Origin of the sequence: Pseudomonas sp. B21-056 (assembly GCF_026016325.1) — a bacterium.
GTDB lineage: Bacteria > Pseudomonadota > Gammaproteobacteria > Pseudomonadales > Pseudomonadaceae > Aquipseudomonas.
On sequence record NZ_CP087203.1, the window covers coordinates 3517829 to 3544748 of the forward strand.

General features: G+C 61.2%; 22 protein-coding genes and 1 pseudogene. 10 read left to right on the plus strand and 13 right to left on the minus strand.

Translation table 11 applies throughout. The features are described 5' to 3' along the window. Positions 1-137: 137 nt before the first annotated feature. Together LOY67_RS14825 and LOY67_RS14830 are read left to right on the plus strand one after the other, a co-directional pair. A complete protein-coding gene (locus LOY67_RS14825; protein ID WP_265063202.1) occupies positions 138-1223 on the plus strand; it encodes an aromatic ring-hydroxylating oxygenase subunit alpha in 1086 nt (361 codons plus the stop codon). Continuing rightward, positions 1220-2170: a PDR/VanB family oxidoreductase gene (locus LOY67_RS14830; RefSeq protein WP_265063203.1), complete on the plus strand. Its 951-nt coding sequence runs from the start codon at positions 1220-1222 to the stop codon at positions 2168-2170. The genes LOY67_RS14825 and LOY67_RS14830 overlap by 4 nt, the downstream gene beginning before the upstream one ends. Positions 2171-2303: 133 nt before the next feature. Here the strand turns inward: LOY67_RS14830 and LOY67_RS14835 are convergent, their stop codons facing one another. Further along, positions 2304-3017, minus strand: coding sequence for a GntR family transcriptional regulator (locus tag LOY67_RS14835; protein ID WP_265063204.1), 714 nt, complete (start codon positions 3015-3017; stop codon positions 2304-2306). Positions 3018-3490: 473 nt separating this feature from the next. Here LOY67_RS14835 and LOY67_RS14840 point away from each other — a divergent pair, with 473 nt between their 5' ends. After that, entirely contained in the window at positions 3491-4459 is a 969-nt protein-coding gene (locus tag LOY67_RS14840; protein ID WP_265063205.1) for an IS110 family transposase, read from the plus strand. Between the two features lie 156 nt (positions 4460-4615). Here LOY67_RS14840 and LOY67_RS14845 read toward each other — a convergent pair whose 3' ends face one another. The 3 genes from LOY67_RS14845 to LOY67_RS14855 all read right to left on the minus strand — a co-directional run bounded on the left by LOY67_RS14845 (position 4616) and on the right by LOY67_RS14855 (position 9027). Further along, complete coding sequence (locus LOY67_RS14845) at positions 4616-6493, minus strand: feruloyl-CoA synthase (RefSeq protein WP_265063206.1); 1878 nt, start codon at positions 6491-6493, stop codon at positions 4616-4618. Positions 6494-6639: 146 nt separating this feature from the next. Further along, positions 6640-8088: an aldehyde dehydrogenase gene (locus LOY67_RS14850; protein WP_265063207.1), complete on the minus strand. Its 1449-nt coding sequence runs from the start codon at positions 8086-8088 to the stop codon at positions 6640-6642. A 108-nt stretch (positions 8089-8196) separates the two neighbouring features. After that, on the minus strand, positions 8197-9027 hold the full coding sequence (locus tag LOY67_RS14855) for a p-hydroxycinnamoyl CoA hydratase/lyase (RefSeq protein WP_265063208.1): 831 nt from the start codon (positions 9025-9027) through the stop codon (positions 8197-8199). A gap of 214 nt (positions 9028-9241) precedes the next feature. Here LOY67_RS14855 and LOY67_RS14860 point away from each other — a divergent pair, with 214 nt between their 5' ends. Further along, positions 9242-9724, plus strand: a complete 483-nt coding sequence (locus LOY67_RS14860; RefSeq protein ID WP_265063209.1) for a MarR family winged helix-turn-helix transcriptional regulator — start codon at positions 9242-9244, stop codon at positions 9722-9724. 64 nt (positions 9725-9788) lie between these two features. Here LOY67_RS14860 and LOY67_RS14865 read toward each other — a convergent pair whose 3' ends face one another. Further along, on the minus strand, positions 9789-11093 hold the full coding sequence (locus LOY67_RS14865; protein ID WP_265063210.1) for an OprD family porin: 1305 nt from the start codon (positions 11091-11093) through the stop codon (positions 9789-9791). 308 nt (positions 11094-11401) lie between these two features. On the opposite strand from LOY67_RS14865, the gene mhpT reads away from it, so the two are divergent. Next, a complete protein-coding gene (mhpT, locus tag LOY67_RS14870) occupies positions 11402-12613 on the plus strand; it encodes a 3-(3-hydroxy-phenyl)propionate transporter MhpT (RefSeq protein WP_265063211.1) in 1212 nt (403 codons plus the stop codon). 152 nt (positions 12614-12765) lie between these two features. Here mhpT and LOY67_RS14875 read toward each other — a convergent pair whose 3' ends face one another. Continuing rightward, on the minus strand, positions 12766-12930 hold the full coding sequence (locus LOY67_RS14875) for a hypothetical protein (RefSeq protein WP_265063212.1): 165 nt from the start codon (positions 12928-12930) through the stop codon (positions 12766-12768). Positions 12931-13165: 235 nt separating this feature from the next. On the opposite strand from LOY67_RS14875, the gene LOY67_RS14880 reads away from it, so the two are divergent. After that, complete coding sequence (locus tag LOY67_RS14880; RefSeq protein ID WP_265063213.1) at positions 13166-14017, plus strand: CAP domain-containing protein; 852 nt, start codon at positions 13166-13168, stop codon at positions 14015-14017. Positions 14018-14269: 252 nt separating this feature from the next. Here LOY67_RS14880 and mqo read toward each other — a convergent pair whose 3' ends face one another. The 4 genes from mqo to LOY67_RS14900 all read right to left on the minus strand — a co-directional run bounded on the left by mqo (position 14270) and on the right by LOY67_RS14900 (position 20415). After that, on the minus strand, positions 14270-15913 hold the full coding sequence (mqo, locus tag LOY67_RS14885; RefSeq protein WP_265063214.1) for a malate dehydrogenase (quinone): 1644 nt from the start codon (positions 15911-15913) through the stop codon (positions 14270-14272). A 385-nt stretch (positions 15914-16298) separates the two neighbouring features. After that, on the minus strand, positions 16299-17504 hold the full coding sequence (locus LOY67_RS14890) for a DUF1624 domain-containing protein (protein ID WP_413776130.1): 1206 nt from the start codon (positions 17502-17504) through the stop codon (positions 16299-16301). A 263-nt stretch (positions 17505-17767) separates the two neighbouring features. Further along, positions 17768-19042: a glucarate dehydratase family protein gene (locus LOY67_RS14895; RefSeq protein WP_265063215.1), complete on the minus strand. Its 1275-nt coding sequence runs from the start codon at positions 19040-19042 to the stop codon at positions 17768-17770. Beyond that, the gene (locus LOY67_RS14900; RefSeq protein WP_265067772.1) at positions 19039-20415 is read right to left on the minus strand and encodes an MFS transporter; all 1377 of its coding nucleotides are present in this window, start codon (positions 20413-20415) and stop codon (positions 19039-19041) included. Before LOY67_RS14900 ends, LOY67_RS14895 begins: the two co-directional genes overlap by 4 nt. A 128-nt stretch (positions 20416-20543) precedes the next feature. Between LOY67_RS14900 and LOY67_RS14905 the strand changes: the two genes are divergently transcribed. Next, complete coding sequence (locus tag LOY67_RS14905; RefSeq protein ID WP_265063216.1) at positions 20544-21440, plus strand: LysR substrate-binding domain-containing protein; 897 nt, start codon at positions 20544-20546, stop codon at positions 21438-21440. Positions 21441-21762: 322 nt separating this feature from the next. After that, on the plus strand, positions 21763-22197 hold the full coding sequence (locus LOY67_RS14910) for a nuclear transport factor 2 family protein (RefSeq protein ID WP_265063217.1): 435 nt from the start codon (positions 21763-21765) through the stop codon (positions 22195-22197). 126 nt (positions 22198-22323) lie between these two features. Here LOY67_RS14910 and LOY67_RS14915 read toward each other — a convergent pair whose 3' ends face one another. Then, a complete protein-coding gene (locus LOY67_RS14915; RefSeq protein WP_265063218.1) occupies positions 22324-23247 on the minus strand; it encodes a LysR family transcriptional regulator in 924 nt (307 codons plus the stop codon). 129 nt (positions 23248-23376) lie between these two features. Between LOY67_RS14915 and LOY67_RS14920 the strand changes: the two genes are divergently transcribed. Then, entirely contained in the window at positions 23377-23583 is a 207-nt protein-coding gene (locus LOY67_RS14920; RefSeq protein ID WP_003202537.1) for a tautomerase family protein, read from the plus strand. A gap of 68 nt (positions 23584-23651) precedes the next feature. Here the strand turns inward: LOY67_RS14920 and LOY67_RS28555 are convergent, their stop codons facing one another. Beyond that, a complete protein-coding gene (locus LOY67_RS28555; protein ID WP_413776217.1) occupies positions 23652-24515 on the minus strand; it encodes a methyl-accepting chemotaxis protein in 864 nt (287 codons plus the stop codon). Next, positions 24507-25628, minus strand: a pseudogene (locus LOY67_RS28560) (HAMP domain-containing protein); the annotation flags it as partial. The gene LOY67_RS28555 and the pseudogene LOY67_RS28560, both read right to left, overlap by 9 nt. 503 nt (positions 25629-26131) lie before the next feature. Between LOY67_RS28560 and LOY67_RS14930 the strand changes: the two are divergent. Beyond that, on the plus strand, positions 26132-26866 hold the full coding sequence (locus LOY67_RS14930; RefSeq protein ID WP_265063220.1) for an SDR family NAD(P)-dependent oxidoreductase: 735 nt from the start codon (positions 26132-26134) through the stop codon (positions 26864-26866). The last annotated feature ends 54 nt before the right edge of the window (positions 26867-26920 follow it).

The window sequence follows — 26920 nt, forward strand, 5'->3', positions numbered from 1 at the left end:
CCTGCCCTCGTGCGACAGCATCAGTGGATCCATTAAAAATGAAATACCAAGCAGCTCATCAATAATTCATTGACAACAAAACTAGTTAAGAGACTTAATGGATCCATAGAAAAACAAAATCAGCCTGGAGACCCGTCATGTATCCCAAGAATGCCTGGTACGTTGCCTGCACCCCCGATGAAATCGCCGAGAAGCCACTGGGTCGCCAGATCTGCGGCGAGAAAATGGTTTTTTACCGTGGGCATGAAGGCAAGGTCGCTGCCGTCGAGGACTTCTGCCCCCACCGTGGCGCCCCGCTCTCCCTGGGCTACGTCGAAAACGGCAACCTGGTGTGCGGCTATCACGGCCTGGTGATGGGGAGCGACGGCAAGACGGTCGAGATGCCGGGGCAACGGGTTCGCGGATTTCCCTGCAACAAGACCTTCGCCGTGCAGGAACGCCACGGCTTCATCTGGGTCTGGCCCGGCGACCAGGCATTGGCCGACCCGGCGCTGATCCATCCTCTGGAATGGGCAGAGAACCAAGAATGGGCCTACGGCGGCGGCCTGTTCCACATCCAGTGCGACTACCGCCTGATGATCGACAACCTGATGGACCTGACCCACGAAACCTACGTGCATGCCTCCAGCATCGGCCAGAAGGAGATCGACGAGGCGCCACCGGTGACCACGGTCGAAGGCGACGAGGTGATCACCGCCCGGCACATGGAAAACATCATGGCCCCACCCTTCTGGCGCATGGCCCTGCGCGGCAACAACCTGGCCGACGACGTGCCGGTGGACCGCTGGCAGATCTGCCGCTTCACCCCGCCCAGCCATGTGATGATCGAAGTCGGCGTGGCCCATGCCGGCAATGGCGGCTATCACGCCGCGCCGCAGTTCAAGGCATCGAGCATCGTGGTGGATTTCATTACCCCGGAAACCGAAACGTCCATCTGGTATTTCTGGGGCATGGCCCGGCATTTCCAGCCCCAGGACGAAGCCCTGACCGCGACCATTCGCGAGGGCCAGGGCAAGATTTTCAGCGAAGACCTGGAAATGCTCGAGCGCCAGCAGCGCAACCTGCTGGACCATCCGCAACGCAATCTGCTCAAGCTCAACATCGATGCCGGTGGCGTGCAGTCACGCCGGGTGCTGGAGCGCTGGCTTGCCCGTGAGCGCGAACCCCAGGCCGGGTTGATTGCCAGCACCCATCAGCCACAACCTGCGGAGCAACGGTCATGATCGAAGTCCAGGTCGCGGCGCGACATAACGAAGCCCTGGACATCTGCAGCTACGAGCTGACCCGTGTCGATGGCCAACCCCTGCCGGCGTTCACGGCCGGTGCCCATATCGATGTGCATTTGCCGGGTGGAGTGATTCGTCAGTATTCGCTGTGCAACCACCCCGAGGAACGGCACCGCTACCTGATCGGCGTGCTCAAGGATCCGGCGTCGCGTGGCGGTTCAAGCAGCCTGCATGAGCAGATCCAGCCCGGCGCACGGTTGCTCATCAGCGAACCGCGCAACCTGTTTCCCCTCGCCACACAAGCCCGACGCCATTTGCTGTTTGCCGGAGGCATCGGCATTACGCCGATCCTGGCCATGGCCGAGCACCTTGCGCAGACTGGCGCGGCGTTCGAACTGCATTACTGCGCCAGGTCGCTGGAGCGGGCCGCCTTCGTCGAGCGCCTGCGCCAGGCACCGTATGCCGACCGGGTGTTCCTGCATTTCGATGAAGCGCCCGAAACCGCACTGGATACCGCCCGGGTACTGGCGGCGCCCAGCGAAGACGTGCACCTCTATGTGTGCGGCCCGGGCGGTTTCATGCAGCATGTGCTGGACACTGCCAGGGCCCAGGGCTGGCAGGACGCCTGCCTGCACCGCGAATACTTCGCCGCCGCCCCCACCGACACCCGCGCCGATGGCAGTTTTTCGGTGAAGCTGGCCAGCAGCGGCCAGGTGTTCGAAGTGCCCAAGGACCGCAGCGTGGTGCAGGTGCTGGAAAGCCATGGCATCGAGATTCCGATCTCCTGCGAACAAGGCGTCTGCGGCACCTGCCTGACCCGCGTGCTGGAAGGCGTGCCGGAACACCGCGACATGTTCCTGACCGAGGCCGAACAGGCCTGCAACGACCAGTTCACACCGTGCTGCTCCAGGTCGAAGACGCCGGTGCTGGTGTTGGATCTCTAATCTCTGAACAACACAAGAACCCTGTGGGAGCGAGCCTGCTCGCGATGGCGTTGTATCAGTTACAGGTCTTTCGCTGACACACCGCCATCGCGAGCAGGCTCGCTCCCACCAGGCTCGCTCCCACAATGGATATTCACTCGGAGCGCAAGATCACCGTCATTCGCTCATCCGCCAAGGTCGAGCCGAACACCTCGGCGTAGCGCAAGGTAGCGTTGGCATGCTCGCGCATGATCGCCTCGGCCCGTGCGCCCTGGCGATGGATCAGCGCGTCGAACACCGAGTGGTGCTGCATGTGGGCATAGTTGAAGCGCCGGAACTCGCCGGCCATGTTCTGCCGATCCACCGCCAGGGCGGTGACTGAGGCGAACGGCAGATGATCGTTGCGGGCCAGCGCATCGGCAATCGCCGGGTTGTGGCTGCCTTCGACGATCACCTGGTGAAAACGCATGTTGAGGTCGTGATAGACCTCCAGGTCTTCCTCGGTCACGTAGCCCTTGGCAAACAGTTCATCGCCCTGCACCAGGCAATGTTCGAGGGTGGCCCGAGCCTCTGCATCCAGGCCACGCTCAGCGGTCTGGCGTGCCGCCAGGCCTTCCAGCACACCGCGCACCTCCACTGCACCGGCAATGTCCTCGGCGCTGACCGAACGCACCTGGAACCCGCGCCCGCCGAAGCGCACCAGCAACCCTTCCTGTTCCAGGGTCCTGAATGCCATGCGCACCGGCATCCGCGAAACACCGAACCGTTCCGCCGTGGGAATCTCCATCAACCGCTCGCCGGCCGCCAACTCGCCAGAGGCGATCATCCTGCGCAACGCAACCAGCACCGTTTGGCCGGGCTTACTCATCCGGGGCACTTCCAGGGAAAAAGACAGCCGCCATAGTAAAAGCAAAACCCTGTGGGAGCGAGCCTGCTCGCGATGGCGGTGGGTCCAGCCACTGCAGCGTCGACTGATAGACCGCTATCGCGAGCAGGCTCGCTCCCACAGCGGATTGGTACCAGACGCAGAATGTGTCCACTGAAGAACCAGTGTGGGAGCGAGCTTGCTCGCGATGGCGATGGGTCCAGCCACTGCAGCGTCGACTGATAGACCGCTATCGCGAGCAGGCTCGCTTGTATGGTAGGACTTGAAGGGAGGAGGAGGGACAAGGTTCGCTTCTGACTGTTAGCCGCAGTACAGACCGTGGGAGATTTTACCCCTCCTCCTTTCACACCCAAGCGCCGATAAAGAATGCATCTGGCCTAGACCGACGATAGGAACAAGCCTGCGTCTCTGGGTGAACCCTTCAAGTGTTCAAACCTTAGCCCGGAGAGTTTTCAATGGCAATGCCGGTTCCCCTCGTCAAGCCGATTGTAGGTGTGGATGTCGCCAAGGATGAGTTGGTGATGTATCACGCCGAAACCGATCAGCTTGAGATAGTCCCCAATAACAAAACTGCGATTAAGAAGTGGCTCAAGGCCTTGTCCATGCAGGTGGATATTGCCATTGAGGCCACCAATATCTATCACCTGGAGTTCGCCGATCTGGCTCACAAGGCCGGCTGCGTGATCTACATGGTCGGTGGCTATGAGCTTAGTCACTACCGCAAAGGCGTGAACGTGCGCGCCAAAACCGATGCACTGGATGCTCGCCTGTTGGCCCGTTACCTGAAGAACGAAGGCCAGGAACTGCATCCCTGGAACCCGCCATCGCCCTTGTATCGCCGGCTCGTAAGCCTTTTCCGGCGCCGTGCGGCTGTGGTCCAGGCCCGTGTCAGTCTGAGCCAAAGCTGGGCGAACGAGCCGTTACTCAAAGCCGCGTTCAAACGCCAGATAGGCGCGATGCAACGGCTGGAAACCCTGGTCGAAAAAAAGATCCAGGATGAGCTGAAGGACGCAGGCTTGCTGGGTCAGCTCAAGCGCTGCATGAAAGTTGAAGGCATTGGCCTGTTGACCGGCGCCCGGTTGCTCACCTCGTTTCAGCGGGGGGATTTCAAAAATGCCGATGCCTTCATCGCTTTTCTGGGGCTGGACCTGCGCATATCGCAATCAGGGCGAAAACAGGGTCGCCGCTGCTTGACCAAACGAGGTGATCCAGAAGCTCGCCGACTGCTGCACAACGCAGCGATGTCGGCAAGGCGCACGGAGCGATGGAAGGGGTTCTATGAGGCGTTGCTGGCACGGGGACTAAGTACAACTCAGGCCATGGTGGCGCTGTCGCGCAAGCTTGCCCGCGTAGTATTCGCTCTGCTGCAGAATCAGAGCGAATACCTGCCAGAAAGGCATTTGAAGGCTAGTCATGCACCATAGAATCTCCCACAGGGGATTGGTGCCAGACGCAGAATGTGTGTCCACTGAAGAACCAGTGTGGGAGCGAGCCTGCTCGCGATTGCGGTGGGTCAGCCACTGCAGCGTCGACTGATAGACCGTCATCGCGAGCAGGCTCGCTCCCACAGGGTTGGGTGTTTAACGGACGAGAGTTGCCCGCAGGATCGACTCATCCTCGCCGCGATACAGCGCCTCGACTTTCGCCGCTCGCCATTGCAACACCGTCCGCTGGTTGATGGAGCCCTTGTCGGTGATTTCGCCGCGATCAATGGACGCCGGTTCATCGAGCAGTGCGATCCACTCGACCCGGCTGGCGTTGCCACTGGCGCCCTGGTTGAGGCGTTGCAGCCAGTCGGCGAACCATTGGCGTACCGGCGCGCTGGCGAGCACCTGGGCATCACTGGTGTCTGCGGGCAGGCCCGACAGACGTCGGCATTCCGGAAGCCGCGGGAACACCAGGGCCCCCAGGCATTCGCGATCCGGCGCGGTCACCACCAGGTCCTGGACGTAGGGCGTGCCCTCCAGCACCGCACGGTTGCGCAGCGGCCCGACGCTGACGAACACGCCGGAGGACAGCTTGAAATCCTCGGCAATTCGCCCGTCGAACATCAGCCCCAACTGCGGATCAGCCGAATCGGCCAGCTTGATCGCATCGCCCGAGCAGTAGAAACCGTGCTCGTCGAACACCTCGGCCGTCTGCTGTGGCGAGCGCCAATAGCCGGGCATGATGTGTGGCCCGCGGAAGCGCCCTTCGAACTTGCCGTCCACCGGCACCAGTCGCACTTCGCAGCCTGGCGCCGGCAGGCCGATGTAGCCGGCCATGGACAACGGCCCGGTGGTAAAGGTGCAGGACGGAGACGCTTCGGTCATGCCCAGCCCGGCCATCATGCGGATCCGTTCGCCGCAATGCTGCTCGGCCACTTTGTCGAGCCGGTCCCAGGTGCTCTGCGACAGGCCCGCGGCGGCAAAGAAAAACAGGCTGACGCGCTCGAAGAAACGTTCGCGTAACTCGCCATCCTGCTCCAGGGCACTGACCAGTTCTTCCCAGCCCTTGGGCACGGTCAGGTAAGCGGTCGGCGAAATCTCCTTGAGGTTGCGCAAGGTTTCGGCGAAGCCCTGGGCGGTGGGTTTGCCGTCGTCCAGGTAGAACGTACCGCCGTTGTACAACACGATGCCGACGTTATGACTGCCACCAAAGGTGTGGTTCCACGGCAACCAGTCCACCAGCACCGGCGGTGCTTCGCCGAACACCGGAAAGGTCTGCAACAGCATCTGCTGGTTGGCACAGAGCATGCGTTGGGTGGTGATCACTGCCTTGGGCAGTTTGGTGGAACCTGAGGTGAAGAGGAACTTGGCGATGCTGTCAGGGCCGGTGGCGGCAAAGGCCCGTTCAGCCTCGGCACCGCCCGGTTGTGCCAACAGGCTGGCAAAGCTTGCCCTGGAGCGACCCGCCATCTCGCCATCCACGGTGATCAACGGCACATTCGCCGGCAACACCGCATTGACCGCACGCTCGAACGGCGCGGCCTTGCTGACGAACACCAGCCCCGGCTGCAACAGGTCGCAGACATGCCGCAGCTTGGCAAAATCCTGGGACAACAAGGAATAGGCCGGCGACACCGGGCAATAGGGAATGCCGGCGTACATTGCGCCGAGGGCCATCTGCAGGTGTTCGATGTCATTGCCCGACAGCAGAGCCAGGGGTTTGTCGGCAGACAACCCATAAGCCAGCAGGCCCTGGGCAATGGCGCGGACGCTGTCGAGCATCTCGGCATAGCTGACCCGACGCCAGTCACCGCCGTTCTGGCGGGCGGCGATAAAGGTCTGTTGCGGGCGCACGTCGGCCCAATGCACCAAACGATCGAGCAAGCGCGTCGGCAACGGCGCCAGGGCTTCCAGGGAGCGCATGTGCAGGATGCCCTGCTCCTCACTGACCTCAACCGCGGGGTGACCAATCGACACCTGGCGATAACGCCCAGGGCCGGGTTGGGAGGACGATCTGAACTCGGAACTCACGTACATTTCCTCCACCAAGGCACGCTCGGGTCGCGCGATGCGAGCGGAACGTGGCAGCGTCGGGCTGCGACCTTGTTATTGTTATGTCTGGCCTGCACCGGGGCGACGTTCTTTTTGAGACTCAGCCGCCCGCCATGCAATGGATATCAGATCGGGTAATGCCGGGGACCGTTCTGCAAGGTCACCCAACGCAACTGGGTGAAATGCTCGATGGACGCCTTGCCGCCAAAGCTGCCGTAACCGCTGGACTTGACCCCGCCGAAAGGCATCTGCGCCTCGTCGTGCACGGTCGGACCGTTGATATGGCAGATGCCCGACTCGATCCGTTGGGCCAGGGCCAATGCCCGGCTGGTGTCGCGACTGAAAATGGCCGCCGACAGGCCGAACTCGGAGTCGTTGGCCAGGCGCAGCAATTCTTCGTCGCCGCTCCCGCGCAGCAACACTGCCACCGGCCCAAAGGACTCCTCCCGGTACAGGCGCATGTCCGGCGTCACCCCATCGAGCAGGGTCGGTTGCAGGATGCTGCCCTCCAACTGACCGCCCGCTACCAGCGTAGCGCCTTTGGCCAGGGCGTCGTCGATCATGGCCTTGATGCGTTGGCCGGCACTGACGTCGACCAGCGAGCCCAGCACCGAATCACCGCTGGCTGGATCACCGGCACGCAACGTGGCGATCTTCGCCTTCAATCGGGAAACGAAGGCGTCGGCCACGCTCGCGTCCACAATCAACCGCTCGGTGGACATGCAGATCTGCCCCTGGTTGAAATACGCCCCGAAGGCCGCCGCTTCCACCGCGGCGTCCAGGTCGGCGTCGGCCAGTACCAGGAATGGCGCCTTGCCGCCCAGTTCCAACAGCGCAGGCTTGAGGTGACGTGCCGACAGCTCGCCCACGATACGCCCGACGTGGGTCGAGCCGGTGAAGTTGACACGGCGCACCGCCGGGTTGGCGATCAACCGTTCGACGATCACCGCAGCGTCCGCCGGCGCGTTGCAGATGACGTTGACCACGCCATCGCCCAGGCCGGCATCCTGCAGCACTTGGCCGATCAACCGGTGCACCGCCGGGCTGATCTCCGACGCCTTGAGCACCACGGTGTTGCCGCAGGCCAGGGGCATGGCGATTGCGCGGGTGGCAAGAATCACCGGGGCGTTCCACGGCGCAATCCCCAGCACCACACCGCAGGGCTGACGCAGGGCCATGGCAAAGCTGCCGGGCACGTCCGAAGGAATGATTTCGCCGTTGATCTGGGTGGTCATGGCAGCGGCTTCGCGCAGCATGTTCGCCGCCAGATGCACATTGAAGCCATACCAGTTGGCCATGGCGCCGGTTTCGCCGGCGGCAGCAATGAATTCACCGCTGCGGGCCTGCAACTGCTCGGCCGCCCGCAGCAGACGGGTGCGCCGTTCGTTGGGGGCCAGCGCGGCCCAGGCAGGAAACGCAGCTTGCGCGGCGGCCACGGCCGCGTCGGCGTCTTCCACCGTGGCTGCGGCCACGCGGGACACCACTTCTCCAGTCACCGGATTGCAACGCTCGAAAGTCCGACCGTCACGGGCGGGGCACGACTGGCCGCCGATCAACAGGGGCACGTCCAGCATGGTGATTCCTCTTTATTGTCTTTATCGGGAACACATTCACAGTAGCGTCAGGGGCTTTGGGCGAACAGCCTGCGGGCGCGCTTTCGAGCCGCCCGCTGCGCCTTCGTCTCAGCGCTTGTAGGCTTGCAGGCCCGGCTTGATGCTCTTGTCGTCGAGGAACTGCTTCATGCCCTGCTCGCGACCGCCTTCTTTGTCCAGCAGGCGCGACTGGTCGAGTTTGGCGTACAGGTAATCCTCGTTCTGCTCCCAGGTCAGTTCGCGGCAGCGCTTGAACCCATGCTTGGCGGCCCGCAGTACCACCGGGTTCTTCTCCAGCAGGTTACGCGCCAGCTCTACCGTGACGTCACGCAGTTGCGCCAGGGGCACGCTTTCGTTGACCAGGCCCATCTCGGCGGCTTTCTGCCCACCGAAGGTCTTGCCGGTCATGATGTAGTACAGCGACTGGCGATGCCCCACGGTATCGGCCATGGCCTTGCTGACGAGGTTGCCGGGCGGGATGCCCCAGTTGATTTCCGACAGGCCGAACGTGGCTTCGTCGGCGCAGATCGCCAGGTCGCACGCCACCAGCGGGCTGAAACCGCCACCGAAGCACCAGCCGTTGACCATGGCGATGGTCGGCTTGGCGTACATGCGCAGCAGTTTCCACTGCCATTGCGAGGCTTCGCGACGGATTTTTTCCTGGAGGATTTCCGGCCCGGCATCCACTTCGCGGAAATATTCCTTGAGGTCCATGCCAGCGGTCCAGGCATCACCGGCGCCAGTCAGCACGAGTACGCCAGCGGCCGGGTCCTGCTCCAGGGTTTCCAGCACGTCGACCATCTCGCGGTTGAGGGTCGGGCTCATGGCATTGCGTTTTTCCGGGCGATTGAGGGTGACCCAGGCGATACCTTCCTCGACGTCGACCTTGACCGTTTTCCAGCGACCTTCGTAATTGCTCATGACACGTGCTCTCTTGTTCTTGGCTGAAGATGAACAGAAGCTAAACCGCAAAACTAGTTATGTCAATTAACTATTAACCGTTTTATCTGAATTCCTCATTTGCAGAAAATAAAGCTTTCAATCAATGAATGTGTGAGCGACCGTAGCCATCGCGGCATAACCCCGGCAAACTGGATAGCCTTGTTAATAATTCACCTTGAGGATGCTTTTTTCGATGGCCAAGTCTTCCAAGCTTGCCGAACCCGCCGGGATCGTGACTGACGGCGACGCACCGGCGCCGCTGGACTCTGCGCTGGATGACCTGATCGGTTACGCCCTGCGTCGCGCCCAACTGAAACTGTTCCAGAACCTCATCGGCCAACTGGCCGTTCATGATCTGCGGCCGGCCCAGTTCTCGGCGCTGGCAATCATCGACCAGAACCCCGGCTTGATGCAGGCCGACCTGGCCAAGGCCCTGGCGATCGAACCGCCGCAAGTGGTGCCGCTGCTGAACAAGCTGGAAAGCCGGGCGCTGGCCGTGCGGGTACGCTGCAAACCGGACAAGCGCTCCTATGGGATATTCCTGAGCAAGAGCGGCGAAACCCTGCTCAAGGAACTCAAGCAGATCGCCGTCCAGAGCGACCTCGACTCCACGGCGACCCTCTCGGGTGCGGAGCGGGAAGAATTGTTGCGGTTGTTGAAGAAGGTCTATCAGTAACAGAATGCTTTTGTGGCGAGGGGATTTATCCCCTCGCCACAAGAGCCTTGGTCACGCCCATCCTTCACCAAATGGGTACGCTGTACGTCACCAGAAACCGCGTCTGGTTCTCGTCGCGAAACGCCGCACTGCCCGGAAAGTCATTGCGGTAGATCGACTTGCGCGCCAGCAACCCGACGTCCTTGAGCGGACCGCTCTGGATCACATACCCCAGCTCCATCTGGAATTCACGCTCCTTGCGGTCATCGGCGCCGAGGGCGGCCAGGTCGATGTGGTCACCGCGCACATAGCGCAGGCGCGTTCTCAAACCGGGCACGCCGACCGCCGCGAAGTCGTAGTCATGGATCGCCTGCCAGGTGCGCTCCCGGGCATTGAGGAAATCCGAACTCATGGTCATCTCGCTCAAGCCCATCAACTCGGTGCCGGACACATAAGGCGTGGCGGTATCGCCGCTGGCGTGCATGTAGCCCAGGCTGACCCGATGGCCGCCCCAGCGATAGCCGACCAGCGCCGAGACATTGCGGTTGTCCACCTTGCCGGCCTTGGCGGCGCCGTCTTCACGACTGAAGAAGCTGCGCAGGTCGGTGGTCAGTACGCCGTCACCCAGGGACAGGTTATGCAGCAACGCCAGGGTGTCCTGTTGATACAGGTCCGCCACTTCGGCGTGATAGGCGCGCAGGCTGAGTTCCTTGTTGACCTGGTAATCGCCGCCGGCATACGCCATGTGCGATGAAGTGGCCGCGCCGTCGAAGCGGCGATTGGGTGAGGCGATGCTCATCGGCTGGTAGTCGGTGGAGTCGCGTCGGTTGATGCGATCGATGTAGCCAGCGTTCAGCGTCAACCCCTCGATGTCCTTGGAACTGAGGGTCGTGCCGCGGAAGGTCTGCGGCAGCAACCGTGACGGGCTGGCGAACGCGAACGGCAAGAAGATCGATACATCGCCGGTCTTTATCAGGGTCTTGCCGAAGCGCAGCTTGCCGGTCAGGGCCAGGCGTGAATACTCGTCCGCCGCGCGCTTGTCGCTGCTGGACACCGGCAGCAGTTCGGTACCGCTGCGATCGGGCGAAGAGTCGAGCTTGATTCCCAGCAGTCCCCGGGCGTCGACGCCGAAACCTAGGGCTCCAGGAGTGAAGCCTGATTCCACGTTCATGATCGCCCCCTGGGCCCATTCCCTGGCTGCCGTCTTGGCGCCGTCGTCCTTGTAATCGCGGTCCATGTAGTAGTTGCGCAGGGTCAGGGTGCCGTGGCTGTCATCGATGAAGCCCGCGGCCAACGCCGTGGTCGAGGACAGGCTCAGCCCCAGGGCCAGCAGATGGGCGAGACGTGTAGCTGGGGCTGCTGCACAAGCCCCCCGGACAAGGTTCGGCATGTTCGAAAGTCCTTTTTATTGTTGTTTTTTAGCGGTCCCCAACGGTTGGAGGAGGACACCGGGCAGGAGAATGGAAACCGAGCCCCTCCTCGTCAATCCGCAATGACCGATAATCGAACATTAATATCATTAACCGTTTTTTCGATTCTTTTGCGATTAACCCTCAACACACTGTTTTTATTAGTGATATTCGCTAGAAACCGCCACCGCTCGACACCATTCATTTTTTAGTTATGTTTGTTAATCTGAGTGGCGCTTTCCGGCTGGCTGAAAGCCGGGCCCTGACAAAAACAATAAGAGGACTTGTCATGAATCATCCGGCGCGTCGTGCGACGCTGACCATTGCCTTGTGTTTCATCGTTGCGTTGATCGAGGGTTTCGACCTGCAATCGGCCGGTACCGCTGCTGCCGGCCTGCGGCAGACCTTTGTGCTGGACCCGAAAATGATGGGCTGGGTGTTCAGCGCGGGAATCATCGGGCTGCTGCCCGGGGCCTTCTTCGGCGGCTGGATCGCGGATCGCATCGGCCGCAAGAAGATCCTTGTCGGCGCCGTACTGCTGTTCGGTGTGTTTTCCCTCAGTACCGCTTATGTCGAGCAATACGCCAGCCTGCTGCTGGTGCGATTCATGACGGGCCTGGGTCTTGGCGCCGCCCTGCCCAACCTCATCGCCCTGTGCGCCGAGGCCGTGGGCGAACAGCGACGGGGCACGGCCATCAGCGTGATGTACGCGGGCGTGCCATTGGGAGGTGCGTTGGCGGCCGTGGTCGCGATGCTGTTTGGTGAACATTGGCAAATCACGTTCTTCATCGGCGGCCTGGCGCCATTGCTGGTGGTGCCGCTGATGCTGCTGTGGCTGCCGGAGTCCAGCGCCTTTCGCCAGGCCCGGGATGTCGGCGCAGAGGCGCGTGCCTCGACGGGCCAGGCACTGTTCGGTGACGGTCGAAGCCGCACGACCCTCGCGCTCTGGATGAGTTATTTCTTCACCCTGACGGTCATGTACATGCTGCTCAATTGGCTGCCGTCGTTGCTGCTGGAACAGGGCTTCAGCAAGCCCCAGGCCGGGCTGGTACAGATGCTGTTCAACATCGGCGGGACCCTCGGCTCGTTGCTCGGCGGCTTGTTGCTGGACCGCTGCAATGGCATCAAGGTGGTGCTGTTCGTCTATGCCGGGTTGTTGAGCGCCCTGGCCGGGGTCGGCTTGTCGGTCGGCATCGTACCAATGGCCATCGCCGGGTTCTGCGCCGGGCTGTTTGTCATGGCGGCCCAGCTGGTGCTCTACGCCTTGGCGCCGCCCTCTTATCCAACGGCCGTGCGTGCCACCGGCGTCGGCGCGGCGGTTGCCATCGGCCGGCTGGGTTCGGTCGCAGGCCCCCTGGCTGCCGGACAGATCCTGGCTGCCGGGGCGGGAACCACGGGGGTATTGCTGGCGACGTCGCCGGGTTTGCTGATCGCGGCATTGGCGGCGATCAGCGTGATGGTTCGTTCGGTGCCGGTGGGTGGGGTGCACGCAGCGCGTTGATTGCCTCAATCTTTCGTGGCGCAGGTGTTTTTGTGGCGAGGCAGCTTGCTCCCGCAGGGGCGCGAAGCGGCCCTTCTTTTTTGGGTCTGCTTCGCAGCCCAACGGGAGCAAGCTCCCTCGCCACAGGTTATTTCACACTCACATATCCCGTTCTACAGCTCCTCCAGGGCTCGCGACTGTTCAATCCGTGGTACTGGCCGCCAGCACGCTGAGTGTCCGGCGTCGGGGGCGAGGACGATGAATTCAAAGGCGCACCCGGCCTCCTCCATCCGCTGGCGCAGCGATGCGCTGCCTTGTCGCTCGATCACTTTCAACATGACGGGCTCCGCAACCTTCGAGGCCCCCCCTGGCGCCGGGCGATACTTCCGGATTTTATGGCTTTGAAACGACAATCGTGGACCTATTTGGCAGAAAACTGATCCCACTACATGAGGATTGTCCCAAACGGTACCAGACGGTACTGTCCTGGGGCTTCAAAAGAGCGTGAATACCGTTGCCCCAGCGGGGCAAAAATTGCGCATCATAGGCGCCGTCCGCTCAAGGGAGATTTACATGCGTGCCATTTCATCCATCCTGCGCCTGGCCATGCTGTCGCTGGGGCTGGCGTTCACCGTCGGCGCCGTGGCTACCGAAGAGACGCAACTGGTCGAATCCATCAACCTTTATCGCAGCCAGTCCCAAAGCTGCTCGGGCCAGGCCTCCCTGGAGCTGCCGCCGCTGGCGATGGACTCGCGGCTGATCCTGTCGGCCAACGGCATTGGCGATCTGCAGCAAGCGCTGGCACGCGCGGCTTATCCAATGGTCAACGTGCAGGCAATCAGTCTGTCCGGGCCGCGCGACGCGCAATCGGCGATGAAAGCCGTGCAGGAAAGCTTCTGCCAAGTGGTGCTGGACCCCCAATTCGTCGACATCGGCGTCAGCCGCCTGGACCGCGAATGGCGCATCGTGCTGGCGCGGCCCCTGTTGTCGGCTCGCCTGGCAGACTGGCAAGCCGAAGGCCAGAAGCTGCTGAAGCTGATCAATAGCGCCCGTGCCCAGCCCCGTCGGTGCGGGAGCGAGGCTTTCGCGGCGACCACGGCACTTTCCTGGAACGCCACCCTGGCCCTCGCCGCCGAGACGCACACCCGGGCCATGGCCAACAACAACTTCTTCGACCACAAGGACCGCGACGGCCGTATGCCGGGCGACCGCGCCGAGCTGGCCGGCTACCTTGGCCAGTTGATCGGCGAGAACATCGCCGCCGGGCAGGACACCGCCCTGAAGGTGGTGGACGGTTGGCTGGCGAGCCCTGGGCATTGCGCCAACCTGATGAACCCGCAGTTCCACGAACTGGGTGCCGGTTATGCCGTGGACCCGAAGAGCGATGCAGGAATCTATTGGACGGCGATGTTCGGTACGCAGTGACCGTTGACTGAACCACCGGGGCATCCACAGGAGCCCCGGTTGCTTGCAAACTCCTGATCCACTGCAGGTCGAATGTGGGAGTGAGCCTGCTCGCGATAGCGATGGTCCAGCCGACAGAGATGCTGAATGTGCCGCCGTCATCGCGAGCAGGCTCGCTCCCACAGGGCTCCGGTTGGCCTCAGGTCTTTAGTGCAATCAAAAAAACGCCGCTCAATGAGCGGCGTTCTTGTGCATCACCAGACAGGATCCGGTTTACAGCGCCATGTCGGCCGCCGGGTTGCCGTCGCTTTTGGCTGCCGGCTTGGCCGGTGCCGCAGGGGTGCCTGGCTTGCCGATGACCGGCGGAGTGTCCAGTTGCAGGACTTCGCTGGTGTAAGCCCACTCCTGAGCCACGCGCTCAGGACTGTCGTTGAGCTTGGTGCCGTAGCTTGGCACGATCTGGTGCAGTTTTTCCTGCCAGGCCGGGCTCGCGACCTTGTCCTTGAAGACCTTCTCCAGCACGGTCAACATGATCGGCGCAGCGGTCGAGGCGCCTGGCGAGGCACCCAGCAGGCCGGCGATGCTGCCGTCCTGTGCGGCGACCACTTCGGTGCCGAGTTTCAGGACACCGCCCTTCTCTTCGTCACGCTTGATGATCTGCACGCGCTGGCCGGCCTGCCACAGGCGCCAGTCTTCCTGCTTGGCTTCCGGGAAGTATTCCTTCAGCGCGTTGAAACGATCTTCATCCGACAGCATCAACTGGCCGGCCAGGTACTCGACCAGTGGGTACTGTTCGATACCGACCTTGGTCATCGGCCAGACGTTGTGGGTCGTGGTGCTGGTCAGCAGGTCGAAGTACGAACCGTTCTTCAGGAACTTGGTGGAGAAGGTTGCGAACGGGCCAAACAGGATCACGCGCTTGCCATCGAGCACGCGGGTGTCCAGGTGCGGAACCGACATCGGCGGTGCGCCAACCGAAGCCTTGCCGTAGGCCTTCGCCAGGTGCAGTTGGGCGACGGTCGGGTTTTCGGTCACCAGGAACGAACCTCCCACCGGGAAACCGGCGTATTCACGGGCTTCCGGGATGTCGGACTTCTGCAGCAGGTGCAAGGCACCGCCGCCGGCGCCAATGAACACGAACTTGGCGTCGGTCTCGGTTTCGGTACCGTCCTTCAGGTTCTTGTAGGAAACGCGCCAGGTGCCGTCTTCGTTGCGGGTGATGTCTTCCACTTCGCTGGACAGCTTCAGCGAGAAGTTCGGCTTGGTTTGCAGGTAAGCGGCGAATTGGCGAGTGATTTCGCCGAAGTTCACGTCAGTACCCAGCGGGCTCCAGGTGGCCGCGACTTTCTGGCTCGGATCACGCCCTTGCATCATCAGCGGAACCCATTTGCTGATCTGCGCGGGATCTTCGGAGTACTGCATGCCGGCGAACAACGGGCTGGCCTGAAGGGCTTCGTAGCGCTTCTTCAGGAAGGCAATGTTGTCGTCGCCCCACAGGAAGCTCATGTGCGGTGTGGAGTTGATGAACGAGCGCGGGTTCTTCAGTACGCCGTTCTTGACCTGCCAGGACCAGAACTGACGGGAGATCTGGAAGGCTTCGTTGATCTCGATGGCCTTGGAGATGTCGACCTTGCCGTTCTTGTCTTCCGGCGTGTAGTTCAGTTCGGCCAGCGCGGAGTGGCCGGTACCGGCGTTGTTCCAGCCGTTGGAGCTCTCTTCGGCAACACCGTCCAGGCGCTCGACCATTTCCATGGTCCAGCCCGGCTCCAGCTCATTGAGCCAGACGCCGAGTGTCGAGCTCATGATGCCCCCACCAATGAGCAGGACGTCCACTTTTTTTGCCTCGGCGGCGTGCGTGGTCGCAAGACCCATCGCCATCGCCAGGCCCAGCAGCGCCGTGTGTGTTTTCTTCAACATGTGTGTATCCCTAGGATGAACGCCATTTCCGCCCTCCGGTCCTGTTCAAGGATAGACCACGCCCATGGCCGGCAACGCCAGCGTGACTGGTTCGAATGGACTGGAGGATGGACCTACAGGGGCCGCGCAATACAGCGGCCTCGTTTATGTCTCTCCGGCACTGACTTCTTGTAGGTCTTGGCTTCAGCTGGGTGAGGGACACTGCAAAACGGTCTTGATCGGGGCTGGCGTGGCCGTGCCCGATTGTCGCAGCGGGGGGAGTTTACATAATGAAATAACCAGACCGAAGCCTCTTTTTACATTCGGGGCGAAAACGCCGACCAAATGGCGGCGTTTTGATGGCGCAGAGCGCCACCCAGCAGGCGGTCTCGGCACCCTGCAGGCCTCAGAAATATTTGAGGAGCGCGATGTCCCAGCGACGTTGTTTCAGATCGGCAAACCAGCGCGTCGGGAAGTACAGCGCCACGCCCAGCATCACGCTCCACAACCACACCATCGGCAGATGATCGAAGCCGAAATAGGTCCCCTGGTTGGTACCCCAGATGGCGACCGCGACGAGGTACATGATCTTCAGCACGTAAAGATGCAGCAGGTAGAAAAACATCGGGGCACCACCGTAGATCGCCAACTGCGCAATCGTCCAGCGCTGCTGGGCTTTCTCGAAGAGTGCCAGCAGGATCAGCCCTAACCCCAGGGTCGGCATCAGGAACATCAACGAGGGTGGGTACTTCTTCGCGCTCATGAAACTCATGAGCGTGCGCAGCCCGTCGCCGGTCTGTACCCAGGGTTTGTCACCGTACACATTCAGGTAGCGAATGAACACGAAGGCCACCAGCAAGCCTATGCCGACCTGGAGCAGTCGACGTAATCGCACAGTAGGCTCCATGTCCTTACCAAACCAGGGGCCGCTGGCCCAGCCCAGCAGAATCACGCCGATCCACGGCAGCACCGGATAAGTGGTGCGGGCCCGGGTGAACTCGGTAATGTCGATAAACGCCCTCTGATGAAGAATCGACCATGGCACAAAGAACGGGGACTCAGGCCCCAGCACTACACCGTCCAGCAGGTTATGACCGGCAACAATGGCAATCCCCAGGACGACCAGCCAACTGCGCTTGATGTGCAGCAGCGCGGCCAGCACGATCATGCAGATGCCGATGCACCAGATCACCTGCAGCCACAGGGTCTTGGGCGGAAACTCGGCGTTCCAGGCAAAACAGACAAAGGTGATTTCCAGCAGGACCAGGAACAGGCCGCGCTTGAGCAGAAACAGCGAGGTTTCGCCGGCGCTGTGTTTCTGGCTGTAGAGCCAGGCCGATAAACCGGTGAGGAAGATGAATACAGGCGCGCAGAGGGTGCTGAGCAGACGGGTGAAATACAGGTCCGGCGTCACGCTCAGTGCATCGATGGGGTCACTGACCTGCCGATGCAGCAGGAACGTCTCGCGAACATGATCCACCAGCATCAGCAACATGACGAAACCCCGCAAAGCATCGATGGCGAGCATTCGCATAGGGGTGGTTGTTGCATGGGTCGCAAGTGCAGGAGCGATGACGCCGGGCGGGCTCGTCACGCTTGGGGATGAGATCATGGCAATACTCGGGGTGAAAGTCGTCGGTCCGTGCAAGGCAAGGATGAGAATCCCTGCCAAACGAGATCGGATAACATAACACAAATCACCTTCGAGAGCAGGCCCATCACCCTGGAGTCAGCGCAAAACCTTGTGGGAGCGAGCCTGCTCGCGATAGCGGTATGTCAGCTTGCATCCCTGTCGAATGGGCCACCCTCATCGCGAGCTGGCTCGCTCCCACAGGGTTTGCCGCTGGCCTGTGCAGCAGGCCCCTTCCCCTCCACTCAGAACCTCGGCTTGACGGTCTTCCACTCCGGCCGGTAACGCTGCATCTGCCGCACATCGTCGCGCTGGCGAATGCCGCAACGCAGGAACTGTTCATGCAGCATGCCCAGTTGATCCCGGTCCAGTTCCAGCCCGAGCCCCGGTGCCCGGGTGATCTTCACGCAGCCATCGACAATCGGCAGCTTGCCGCCCTTGATCACCTCTTCATCCGGCTCCTGCCACGGGTAGTGGGTGTCGCAGGCATAGTCGAGGTTCGGCACCGCCGCCGCCACATGGGCCATGGCCATGAGGCTGATGCCCAAGTGCGAGTTCGAATGCATCGACACCCCGAGGCCAAAGGTGTCGCACATTTTCGCCAGCGCCTGGGTGTCCCGCAGGCCGCCCCAGTAATGGTGGTCGGCCAACACAATCTGCACGCTGTTCAGCGCCACGCTGCGGCGGAACTCGTCGAAATCGGTAACCACCATGTTGGTTGCCAACGGCAGTCCGGTGCGCTTGTGCAGCTCGGACATGCCCTCCAACCCCGGCGTCGGGTCCTCGTAATACTGCAGGTCATCGCCGAGCAATTCGGCCATGCGAATGGACGTCTCCAGCGACCAGTTGGCATTCGGGTCGATGCGTAGCGGGTAGCCGGGGAACGCCTGTTTCAGTGCCTTGATGCACGCCACTTCATGCGCAGGCTCCAGTGCGCCGGCCTTGAGCTTGATGCTCTTGAAACCGTAGTCGGTGATCATGCGCCGGGCCTGGGCGACGATCTGCTGTTCGTTGAGGGCCTCGCCCCAACTGTCCGGCGGATACGGCGAATCGATGTGCTCGGCATACTTGAAAAACAGGTACGCGCTGAACGGAATTTCATCGCGAATCGCCCCTCCCAGCAGATCCACCAGCGGCACGTTGAGGTGGTGGGCTTGCAGATCCAGGCAGGCCACTTCGAATGCCGAATACGCATTGCTCACAGCCTTGCTCGCATGGGAGCCCGGCGCCAATTCGGCGCCGGCGACACTGGCGGGCCGCTGGGCGGCAACCGTGGCCTGGACGATGGCCCGCAACTGGTTGAGGTTGAACGGGTCCAGGCCGATCAATTTGTCCTGCAATTGCTGCTGGATCGCCAGGGCCGGCGCATCGCCGTAGCTCTCGCCCAGACCGATGTAGCCATTGTCGCTCTCGATCTCGATGATCGAGCGCAGCGCAAACGGCTCATGGATGCCGCTGGCGTTGAGCAAAGGCGGATCGCGAAAGGCAATGGGGGTGACGGTGACGCGTTTGATCTTCATACAGCGGCTCCCGATGGGCCAGGGTTCAGGGCTTGAGTGTTTTCCGGTGGTTTGGCCTGCGCGACGGTTTCGCGCTTGCCGGACAAGGAATTGGGCGTGTCACGCCCCGGCGAGGTGCGGGCGAAGAAGATCACCACGGCGGCGACCAGCGAGGTTATCGCCAGGCCGTACAAGCCGCCCTCGATGGAGCCGGTGGTCTGCTCGAGGAAGCCGAACGCCGTCGGCGCGACAAAACCGCCGAGGTTGCCGATGGAATTGATCAAGGCAATCACCGCCGCTGCGACGCGGGCGTCCAGGTAACTCTGGGGAATCGGCCAGAACAGCGCCGACGCGGCCTTGAAACCGATGGCCGCAAAACAGATGGCGACGAAGGCGAAGACTGGCCCGCCGGTGGTGGACATGAACATCCCGAACGCCGCGATCATCAGCGTCACCGCCACCCACGCCTGCTGGAATTTCCATTTGCCGGCCAGGGCCGCGAAGCCATACATCGCCACGATGGAAATGATCCATGGGATGGAATTGAGCAAACCGACCTGGAAATCCCCCAGGCTGCCCATTTTCCTGATCATGCTCGGCAGCCAGAACGTCGCGCCGTAGATCGTCAGGGCGATGGAGAAATAGATGAAACAGAACAACGCGATCTGCCGGTCGGCGAGCAGCTTGAATATCGACGGCTTGACCACCTGGGCGGCTTCACGGGCCCGTTGTTCCTCGGCGATGGTGGCGGTCAGCACGGCTTTCTCTTCGGCGGTCAGCCATTTCGCCTGGTTGGGGTGCGATTGCAGCCAGAACCAGACAAACCCGCACAGCACGATGGAGGCAAACCCTTCGATCAGGAACATCCACTGCCAGCCATGCAGGCCCATGCCGCTGACGTGCAACAGGGCGCCGGACACCGGCCCGGAAATCACCGAGGCGATGGCTGAGCCGCTGAGGAAGATCGCCATCGCCTTGCCGCGTTCGTTGGCCGGCAACCATTGGGTGAAGTAGTAGATGATGCCGGGAAAGAACCCCGCCTCCGCCGCGCCGAGAATGAAGCGCAGCACATAGAAACTGGTTTCGCCGCGCACGAAGGCCATGGCCATCGCCGCCGCGCCCCAGGTGAACATGATCCGCGTCAGCCAGGCGCGGGCGCCGTAGCGCTGCAGCAGCATGTTGGACGGCACTTCGAACAGCGCATAGCCGACGAAGAACAGCCCGGCGCCGAGCCCATAGGCGGCGGCACCGATGCCCAGGTCGGTTTCCAGGTGGCTGCGCACGAAGCCGATGTTGACCCGGTCGATGTAGTTGACGATGAACATCACCACCACCAGGGGCAGTACATGCCGTTTGACCTTGGCCGCGGCGCGCGCCAGGGTGCTGTCACGCATGGAGTCCGATACGTTATTCAAGGGAGCCTCCCAATCATTGTTTTTGTGGGGAACGGCTTGATGATGGACGGCGTGCATTGTTCCCGTCTAATCTAACTTGGCACTTGATTGATACCTGGATTGAATCAATGTTTGAACTGGCCCAACTGCGCTGCTTTACCACCGTGGCGACGGAGCTCAATTTCCGCCGCGCCGCCGAACGGTTGAACATGACCCAGCCACCCTTGAGCCGGCAGATTCAATTGCTGGAGCATCACCTGGGCGTTGAACTGTTCACCCGCAGCACCCGCAGCGTTGCCCTCACCGCCGCCGGCCGGGCTTTTTTCATCGAAGCGCAGAACCTGCTGGAACAGGCGCAACAAGCCGCCGTGGCCGCCCGGCGCTTCGCCCAGGGTGACATCGGCTCGGTCACCATCAGCTTCGTCGGCAGCGCTGTGTACGAGTTCCTGCCCAAAGTCATCGCCGAAGCGCGGCTGAAACAACCCCAGGTGAAAATCGTCCTGTCTGAGATGAACACCTACCAGCAGCACGAAGCCCTGCGAGCCCGGCGCATCGACCTGGGCATCGTTCGCTCGCCGCTGCTGGAAACCGGCTATGCCACCGAATGCCTGGTGCGCGAGCCCTTTGTCCTGGCGGTGCCTACCGGTCATCCATTGGCTCGTGCCGAATCCGTCAGCGTCCAGGACCTCGATGGCCAGCCGTTCCTGATGTATTCCCATACCGCCTATCCACCGTTCAACGAACTGCTGACCGGCATGCTCCGCTCGGCCCGGGTCGCGCCGCAATTCGTGCAATGGCTGGGGTCGTCGTTGACCATCCTGGCGCTGGTCAACGCCGGCATGGGCCTGGCGCTGGTGCCGCGTTGTGCCACCAGCGTGGTGTTCAAGCAGGTGGTGTTCCGGGAGATCGATCTGGGCGAAGGGGTCCAGAGCGAGTTGCACCTGGTGTGGCGCGAGGACAATGACAACCCGGCGTTCACCATGTTGCTGGAGGGGATTCGCGGGGCGGTTCGCGAGGGACTGTGATCCGATGTCTTCGGAGTAAGCTTGTCGAGTACATTTGTGGCGAGGGGATTTAGCGAAACGTCGCACCGCCCCGTTGGCCTGCGAAGCAGGCCCTATATCTTTCTTGCATACCGAGTTGTCAGGTTTTAGGGCCGCTTCGCAGCCCAGCGGGGCGGTGCGACGTTTCGCTAAATCCCCTCGCCACATTATCGGCTCTCGGCGAATTTCAGTGGCGATGCCGCCACTCAGCTGTTCCCGTCACCACCAAAGTAGTTGTACGATGACAGATGAGTGCATTTGGAAGCACTCATTCCTCATACCTACAACAACAAGGAAACACCCCATGAAAAAAGCGACATTGGTCATGAGCTTCTTGTGCCTGTTCAGCGGTTACGCAGCGACAGCCGCTGCTTCGGCCGAGCAAGACGTGGCCCAGGCCGTCGACCACTTGACCCAGGCCATGCTGCACAAGGACATCCCCCAGCTCCAGGCACTGGCCGCCGAGAACCTCACCTACGGCCACTCCGGCGGCAATATCCAGGACAAGCAAGCCTTTATCGCCGACATCGAAACCGGCAAGAGCGCGTTCAAAACCCTGGAAATGAAGAATCAGAAAATCACCCTGTCCGGTGACACCGCCCTGGTGCGCAACCACTTCTCGGCCCAGGCGATCAAGGGCACCGACATCGTGCCGACTGAAATCGAGGCCTTCCAGGTCTGGCAGAAGCAGAAGAACGGCAAGTGGCTGCTGATTGGGCGGCAGGCGTTCAAGTTCTAATCGCCCCACCCTGTGGGAGCGAGCCTGCTCGCGATGGCGTCGGTCCAGTGAACCTTTCTGCAAGCTGAACGACTGCTATCGCGAGCAGGCTCGCTCCCACAGGGGCTCTCTCTCCGGGACATCTGCTCAGATGCCAGCCCACTGCTCCCGATGCTGCAACAGGAAATCGACGAAGGCGCGGACCCGCTGGGGCATGTAGCGGCCATGGGGATAGAGCAAGGTAAAGGGACGTGAGCGGCCACTGAAAGGCTGCAGCACTTCCACCAGTTGCCCGTCCGCCAGTTCCCGTTCGACGATGAACCGGTAGGTCTGGAACAACCCTGCACCATGCTTGGCCAGCGTCACCCCGCCCAGCACGTCGTCCGAACAGCAATAATTGCCCTGGCCGAACACCTCACGCTCCTTGCCGTCGACATTGAACAGCCAGGAAATTCGTCGGCCGCTGCTAGGCAATTCGAACTGAATGCATTGGTGATCGTCCAGCTCTTCGAGGGTGCGCGGCGTGCCGGCCTTGTGCAGATAGTCCGGCGCCGCGACCACCACCAGCTTCGCGTCTTCCAGCAACCGGGCGATCAGGGAAGAGTCCGGTTGGGCTCGGACCCGAATCGCCAGGTCATAGCCCTCGGCGACGAAGTCGATGTTTCGATTGCTCAGGTGCACGTCCACGCTGACTTGCGGGTACAGCGCACGGAAGGCCGGCAGCAACGGCAGGATCCGGTGATGACCGTAGGTGGTGGGCAAGCTGATGCGCAGTTGCCCGGACGGCACCGATTGCGCGCCCATCACTTCCTGTTGTGCCTCCACCAGTTGCGTCAACGCCTGTCGGCACTGCTCGAAATAGGTCCTGCCGGCATCGGTCAGGCGGATGCTGCGGGTGGTGCGCACGAACAGGCGCGAACCCAGGCGTTCCTCCAGGCGAAAAATCGAACGGCTCACCGCCGCCGGGGTAACCCCCGCCACCTGGGCCGCCGCCGTGAAGCTGCCCGCCTCGGCCGCCAGGCAAAACAGTTCTATGCTGCCCAACTGCAAGTCTTCGAAATGTCGCTTCATGACTCGTTACACCGTGTATCAACTGAAGATGCCAGATACCTGTTTATCAGCCCGTGGCGTATAAATACAGTGGCCTCGGTTGCGCAGGGAATCGCCTGCGCACCTTCTCTCAACCAGCAGGAGTGCAACATGCCTTTCGTCAATGTGCGTATCACCCGCGACGGCGTCACCCGCGAACAGAAAGCCCAAGTGATCTCGGAAATCACCGAAACCCTCCAGCGTGTACTGGGCAAGGACCCGCACTTGACCCACATCGTGATCGAGGAAGTTGATACGGATAACTGGGGTTATGCGGGGATGACGACGACGCAGTACCGAAGTCTTCCCAAGGAGTGAGATTCTGGTTTTATCGAGCCCGGCTGAACGCCGATGTCTTGCACAGCCGGGCCATTTGAGATGAAGGGCTACATCCTGAACGCACCAACCAGCCGATTTAGCTCGCGTGAGGACTCGGCAACTTCGTTGCTGGCCATTACCATGTGCCCGGCAGAATCAGCCGTGGAGGCACTGAGCGTGCGGATCTGCCGGGTGTTACGTTCGACACTTTCGACCACACTGGTCTGCTGCTCGGCGGCCGTGGCAATCTGCACGTTGTGCTGAACGATCTCGCCCATACCACGGGTGATTTCCTCAAAGGCTCCCGCCGCCAGGCGCACTTCGCTCATCACGTTCCCCGCGCTGGCGTGGGTGGCCTGCATACGCTGCACGGCGTTATCGACCTCCTGACGCAGACGCTCGATGGTCGCGTGAATCTCGCCGGTCAAACCTTGGGAGTGCGTGGCCAAGCTACGCACTTCGTCGGCGACCACAGCAAAACCCCTGCCCTGCTCGCCGGCACGCGCCGCTTCAATAGCGGCATTGAGTGCAAGCAGATTGGTCTGTTCTGACACACTGCGGATCATGCTCACCGCGCGGGTGATTTCCAGACTTTCACGCTCGACTGCACTAATGGCAGAGATGGAGCGCTGCATTTCGGAGAACAACAGATCAATGCCTTGCACCACACGCTCGACCTGCATGCCGCCATCTCGGCATTTGTCGCTGGCAAGCGCGGCAAAGTCGGAGGTCAGGTGAGAACTGCGGCTGATTTCGTGCACGCTGCCGACCAACTCGGTCATCGAGGTGGTGATCAGCTCAAGCTCCATCGATTGCTGAACAACGCCTTGCCGGGAGCGCGAGGCAGCTTCGCTGACATTAAGCGCCTTGCTTTCGGTGGCGGCTGAAAAGCGTGCTACCTCGCCAATCAGCTCACGGATTCGCTCGCGCATGCTCTCGAATGCGGTGGCCAAGCCGCCCAGTTCATCACGCGATTGAGCGCCGATGCGATGGCCAAGATCGCCCTCGGCAAACCGGCACGTGGCCTCGGTAATACTGCCAATACTGGTGCGTACCGATAGATAAAAACCGGCAAACAGATAAACGATAATTGCCACCACCGACAATAGAATCGCCAACCAGACAATCAAGCGCTGCTTGTCGTAAGCCGCCCGCTCCTTCAAGCGGCTGGATACGCCTGCCAGTAACTGCCCAGTTGCGGTGTCGAGCGTTTGCAGCATGGGATCGAATGCCTGCATGCGCTGCAGCCATAACCCGGTCGACTCCTCATCGAACTGAGTACTTTGCCTGTATTTGTCCAGGGTCTGGGTCTTGTACATTTCAGCCGCACCCAACGCGGCTTCACTCATCAGTGGCTGATCCGTAAGCCGGGTAAAACCCTCAAGGCTGGCCAACTGGCTCATTACACCCGGTCGTGAAACGGTTTCCAGATAGCCATAAGCGGCGATATATCCGGCGTAGGCTCGGCTTTGCCCAATCACTTGATACAGAGGGAGGGAACTGCTGAAAAATAGGTCAATGGCACGATTGACCTCAGCCTCACGATCCAAGCTCAGAAAAGTCGCCCACGCGATACGCTTCATTGCCGCCGGATAACTCTCTTGATCAGCCAACACTTCGTTATACGACGAGCTAACCGATTTATCTGCCTGAACAACACCGCTGGCCGCCTCCTGAGTCACCAAAGGCAGATGCGCCTGCTCTAACCAGATATTCAAGGTTTGGCGGGCTTGGTCCAGTGCCTGCTGTTTATCATTGAGCGCCTGGGTCAGCTCTGGACTTTTCGCGGCTTTAGCCGTGAGCTTAATGCCCAATAACTCGAGAGACAGCCGATACACTGGCATGGACTGCTCAAGCGCCGCGATGCCCTGTAGTTGCGACCGGGTGCTGGCCAGTTCGGCATTCAAGGCGCTGAGTCGCTCGAACGACAACCAAGCGAACGGCACCATGAACACCACAAAGATAATGCTGAACTTCTGCACGTAACGTGCGCGGTTCATCAGGTACAACACCGGCCCGAACATGGCGGTTCTCTCCCCAATCATTGGTTATTTTTATGGCAGATGAGGTCGTAGCGCAGGCAATGATTTTATGTGAATTCATTCTGTATACAGACTATGTACAACAAAAATACATGTCAATAACAACCTTGGTACCTGCATCCGACTGAAACGTTCGAGCAGAATTTTCAGAAAACCAAGACCGGATTGCTGGACCATCTGAAGCGCAAGATTCAGCAGGTCGAGGACTTTGCCTACAGTGGATGGGGGGCGTTGCTGATATCTGATCTGACGCAGATCAAATGTGGGAGCGAGCCTGCTCGCGATAGCGGTCGTGCATCCAACATTGATGCTGACTGGCCCGACGCCATCGCGAGCAGGCTCGCTCCCACAGGGATTGGCGCTAAGTAAAGGATTGATTACATCAAGTATCAACTCAAGTACCAGATCCCCCGTTTATCAAACCCAAGCGCATCAATACCCTGATCTCAACCAACGCCCACACCGGCGCAGCGGTTTTCACCCAACGTGATCAGGAGTCAAAAATCATGAGTCTCAACAAAACCGTCATCATCACCGGCGCCTCGAGCGGCATCGGTCTGGGTCTGGTCAAGGCGTTTCTGGATCGGGGTTACAACGTGGTCGGCAATGCCCGTTCCCGCGCGGGCCTGGAGGATACCGCCGGCCAGCTCGGTCACTCGGCACGTTTCATCGGCATGGCCGGCGATATCGCCGACCCTGCGACCTCGACCAACCTCGTCGCCAAGGCCATCGAAGCATTCGGCGCGGTTGACGGGCTGGTGAACAACGCCGGGTTCTTCCTGCCCAAACCCTTCGTCGAATACAGCCCTCAGGACCTGGAGTCGTTGCTGGACACCAACCTCAAGGGACTGGTCTACGCCAGCCAGGCGGCTGCCGCGCACATGATCAGTCGCCGGCAAGGCTTCATCATCAACATTTCCGCCGCAGTGGCCCTGCAACCGAATATCCAGGTGCCGGCAGCGCTGCCGGTGTTGATCAAGGGTGGTGTCAACCAGATGACCCGTGCCCTGGCCCTTGAACTGTCGCCGTACAACATCAAGGTCAACGCCGTCGCGCCCGGCATCATCGACACGCCGATGCATGACCCGGCGCACCGCGAATTCCTCAACAACCTGGCCCCGGCCGGCCGTGTAGGCAGCATCGGGGAAATCGCCGAGGCCGTGCTGTATCTGGCCGGTGCCGATTTTACGACCGGCGCGGTACTGCCGGTGGATGGCGGGATGAGCACGGGCAAGTGGTAGAAGCCCCATTGTTTCCCTGTGGGAGCGAGCTTGCTCGCGATGAGGCCCTACCAG

Bases quoted from the DNA above. Each gene is read 5' to 3' on its own strand.
- LOY67_RS14890 (WP_413776130.1), bottom strand. From the start codon at position 17,504: ATGATCTCATCCCCAAGCGTGACGAGCCCGCCCGGCGTCATCGCTCCT.
- LOY67_RS14905 (WP_265063216.1), top strand. From the start codon at position 20,544: ATGTTTGAACTGGCCCAACTGCGCTGCTTTACCACCGTGGCGACGGAG.
- mqo (WP_265063214.1), bottom strand. From the start codon at position 15,913: ATGTTGAAGAAAACACACACGGCGCTGCTGGGCCTGGCGATGGCGATG.
- LOY67_RS14895 (WP_265063215.1), bottom strand. From the start codon at position 19,042: ATGAAGATCAAACGCGTCACCGTCACCCCCATTGCCTTTCGCGATCCG.
- LOY67_RS14825 (WP_265063202.1), top strand. From the start codon at position 138: ATGTATCCCAAGAATGCCTGGTACGTTGCCTGCACCCCCGATGAAATC.
- LOY67_RS14865 (WP_265063210.1), bottom strand. From the start codon at position 11,093: ATGCCGAACCTTGTCCGGGGGGCTTGTGCAGCAGCCCCAGCTACACGT.
- LOY67_RS14915 (WP_265063218.1), bottom strand. From the start codon at position 23,247: ATGAAGCGACATTTCGAAGACTTGCAGTTGGGCAGCATAGAACTGTTT.
- LOY67_RS14850 (WP_265063207.1), bottom strand. From the start codon at position 8,088: ATGCTGGACGTGCCCCTGTTGATCGGCGGCCAGTCGTGCCCCGCCCGT.
- LOY67_RS14875 (WP_265063212.1), bottom strand. From the start codon at position 12,930: ATGTTGAAAGTGATCGAGCGACAAGGCAGCGCATCGCTGCGCCAGCGG.
- mhpT (WP_265063211.1), top strand. From the start codon at position 11,402: ATGAATCATCCGGCGCGTCGTGCGACGCTGACCATTGCCTTGTGTTTC.
- LOY67_RS14920 (WP_003202537.1), top strand. From the start codon at position 23,377: ATGCCTTTCGTCAATGTGCGTATCACCCGCGACGGCGTCACCCGCGAA.
- LOY67_RS14860 (WP_265063209.1), top strand. From the start codon at position 9,242: ATGGCCAAGTCTTCCAAGCTTGCCGAACCCGCCGGGATCGTGACTGAC.
- LOY67_RS14855 (WP_265063208.1), bottom strand. From the start codon at position 9,027: ATGAGCAATTACGAAGGTCGCTGGAAAACGGTCAAGGTCGACGTCGAG.
- LOY67_RS14910 (WP_265063217.1), top strand. From the start codon at position 21,763: ATGAAAAAAGCGACATTGGTCATGAGCTTCTTGTGCCTGTTCAGCGGT.
- LOY67_RS14930 (WP_265063220.1), top strand. From the start codon at position 26,132: ATGAGTCTCAACAAAACCGTCATCATCACCGGCGCCTCGAGCGGCATC.
- LOY67_RS14900 (WP_265067772.1), bottom strand. From the start codon at position 20,415: ATGCGTGACAGCACCCTGGCGCGCGCCGCGGCCAAGGTCAAACGGCAT.
- LOY67_RS28555 (WP_413776217.1), bottom strand. From the start codon at position 24,515: ATGCGCGAGCGAATCCGTGAGCTGATTGGCGAGGTAGCACGCTTTTCA.
- LOY67_RS14835 (WP_265063204.1), bottom strand. From the start codon at position 3,017: ATGAGTAAGCCCGGCCAAACGGTGCTGGTTGCGTTGCGCAGGATGATC.
- LOY67_RS14830 (WP_265063203.1), top strand. From the start codon at position 1,220: ATGATCGAAGTCCAGGTCGCGGCGCGACATAACGAAGCCCTGGACATC.
- LOY67_RS14840 (WP_265063205.1), top strand. From the start codon at position 3,491: ATGGCAATGCCGGTTCCCCTCGTCAAGCCGATTGTAGGTGTGGATGTC.
- LOY67_RS14880 (WP_265063213.1), top strand. From the start codon at position 13,166: ATGCGTGCCATTTCATCCATCCTGCGCCTGGCCATGCTGTCGCTGGGG.